General features: G+C 50.6%; 4 protein-coding genes. 3 read left to right on the plus strand and 1 reads right to left on the minus strand.

Going from position 1 to position 2,003, the window contains the following annotated elements; genetic code table 11:
* Together FV242_RS33705 and FV242_RS33710 are read left to right on the plus strand one after the other, a co-directional pair.
* Positions 1 to 261: ImmA/IrrE family metallo-endopeptidase (locus FV242_RS33705; protein WP_147941999.1), on the plus strand; the 261-nt coding region annotated here is incomplete at its 5' end.
* 208 nt (positions 262 to 469) lie between these two features.
* Positions 470 to 676 (plus strand): DUF2188 domain-containing protein, encoded by a 207-nt coding sequence (locus tag FV242_RS33710; RefSeq protein ID WP_147942000.1) that lies wholly within the window; start codon positions 470 to 472, stop codon positions 674 to 676.
* A gap of 48 nt (positions 677 to 724) precedes the next feature.
* Here FV242_RS33710 and FV242_RS33715 read toward each other — a convergent pair whose 3' ends face one another.
* Positions 725 to 1,267 (minus strand): recombinase family protein, encoded by a 543-nt coding sequence (locus FV242_RS33715; RefSeq protein ID WP_147942001.1) that lies wholly within the window; start codon positions 1,265 to 1,267, stop codon positions 725 to 727.
* 164 nt (positions 1,268 to 1,431) lie between these two features.
* Here FV242_RS33715 and FV242_RS33720 point away from each other — a divergent pair.
* Positions 1,432 to 2,003, plus strand: a 572-nt coding sequence (locus FV242_RS33720) for a DNA methyltransferase (RefSeq protein WP_210248999.1), incomplete at its 3' end; no start/stop codon positions are given.

The raw sequence follows: 2,003 nt of genomic DNA on the forward strand, positions 1-2,003 counted from the left end.
GTGATGCACAGGGGACAGCCAACAAAAGAAATGGAGCAAGAGGCAAACCTATTTGCGAGCGCCTTCCTTATGCCGGCTCGCGATATTCGTGGCGCTTTGAATCGTCGGATTGATGTTCGGTTGTTTGCCGAGCTGAAACCGATTTGGCGCGTTTCGATGCAAGGGCTTCTCCACCGCGCCGGTCGCTTGGGGTTATTAACTGACAACCAGCAGCGGTATCTTTGGCAGCAGTTCAGTATCAATAGATGGCGCACACGGTAGCCCGTTGAATTGGATTTCCCGCGCGAACCAGCCACTGTGTTGCCAGATCTCATTGATGCTCACACGAAACAGCTTGGTTATACGATATCCGATCTGTCGCAATTACTTCATGTAAACACATCAGAGCTGTCGAGCTTATACGGGATCGCAATTTCCAATCAAGGAAAGACAACCCATCTCAGGATTGTAAAATAAAGGAGGAAGGCGAATGACAAAAAAAGAAGTTTTTATCGAGCAACGCGATCAGGGAGATTATGCTGTTCGCAATCCTAATTCGGACCGTGCGTCAAAGGTTCTTCCGACTCAGCGCGAAGCGATTGATTGGGCAAAAGAGCATAAGCCCGACGCAACTCGCCACGTTGAACGTGTGCGCAATACAGATAAGGGTCATCCAGATAAATGGCGTCGCGAATAGTATCCGTTCGGACATACTGCGCAATATGACTTCGTAGTCCGCCTTGCTCTATGCGAGGCGGGATATCGTGCTGTGACTTACATTGTAAGACCGAGCAATATCAGTGACATTTTCCCCAGCATCGCGCCGCTGCAAAGCTTCGACGCGTTGATGCGGTGACAGCTTCGGCTTGCGCCCCATACGGACGCCCCGCGCCATCGCCCGCGCCCTGCCTTCGCCTGTCCGAGACAGGATCAATGACCGCTCGAACTCTGCCAGGCCGCCCAGGATCGTCACAAGCAGCCGACCGTGTGGAGTTGTCGTATCAGCCCATCCATTGTCGAGGGACCGGAACCCAGCCCCGGCTTCGGTTACCATCGCTAGGGTGTTGAGAAGGTCACGAGTAGAGCGCGCCAAGCGATCGAGGCGCGTGACCACCAGCACGTCACCAGGGCCAAGAGCGGTTATCGCTTTGCGCAGCTGCGTCCGGTCTGACTTTGCTCCCGAGGCCGTCTCCTGGAAAATTTTGGCGCATCCGGCCTCGGTCAGTTGGCGCACCTGTGCGTCAACGCTCTGCCCGTCCGTCGATACCCGCGCATAGCCGTAAATCATGCCCTAGTTTCGCACATGATTTACGCACGGAAAAGCCTAAACGAAATCAGGCCCTTGCATTTTGTGCATAATTCTTGAATTTTGCACAAAAGCAGGTGGAAGCGACGACACCGGTTGTTTAAGCTTAACAATTGGCGCGGTATGGTGCCATTTGCTGAAGGCGCATGCCCAATGATAACGACGCTGAACGTTTAGTATTAAAGGCTCAATGTATGCCCGTTTTAGATTGGATTGGCAAAAAATCCGTAGTAAATCACCATAGAGATGTAGCTTACAGGCTTCTTCACTGCGATAAATCGAAGTCTGCGGGCCATCCGGATGCCGGAAACATCTTGGTAAGGGGTGACAATCTTGAGGCTTTAAAGTCTTTACTTCCATATTACGCCGGCAAAGTAGGACTTATTTATATCGATCCTCCATACAATACTGGTAATGAGGGTTGGGTCTACAACGATAACGTCAACTCTGTAGAGATACAGGCTTGGCTCGGAAAGGTCGTCGGCAAGGAAACCGAAGACCTTTCACGCCATGACAAATGGCTTAGTATGATGTATCCGCGGCTCCGCATTCTATATGATTTCCTAGAGGAAGATGGCGTAATTGCTTGCAGTATCAATGATGCTGAATTGCATAGACTTCGACTTTTGCTTGAAGCCGTATTTGGAGCAAACAATTTCCTTGGATGCTTTATTTGGGTAAACGAAGGAAATATCGACAATCAGAGTCGTATTAAAAC

The sequence above is a fragment of the Methylobacterium sp. WL64 genome (assembly GCF_008039945.1).
In the GTDB taxonomy this organism is placed as follows: Bacteria; Pseudomonadota; Alphaproteobacteria; order Rhizobiales; family Beijerinckiaceae; genus Methylobacterium.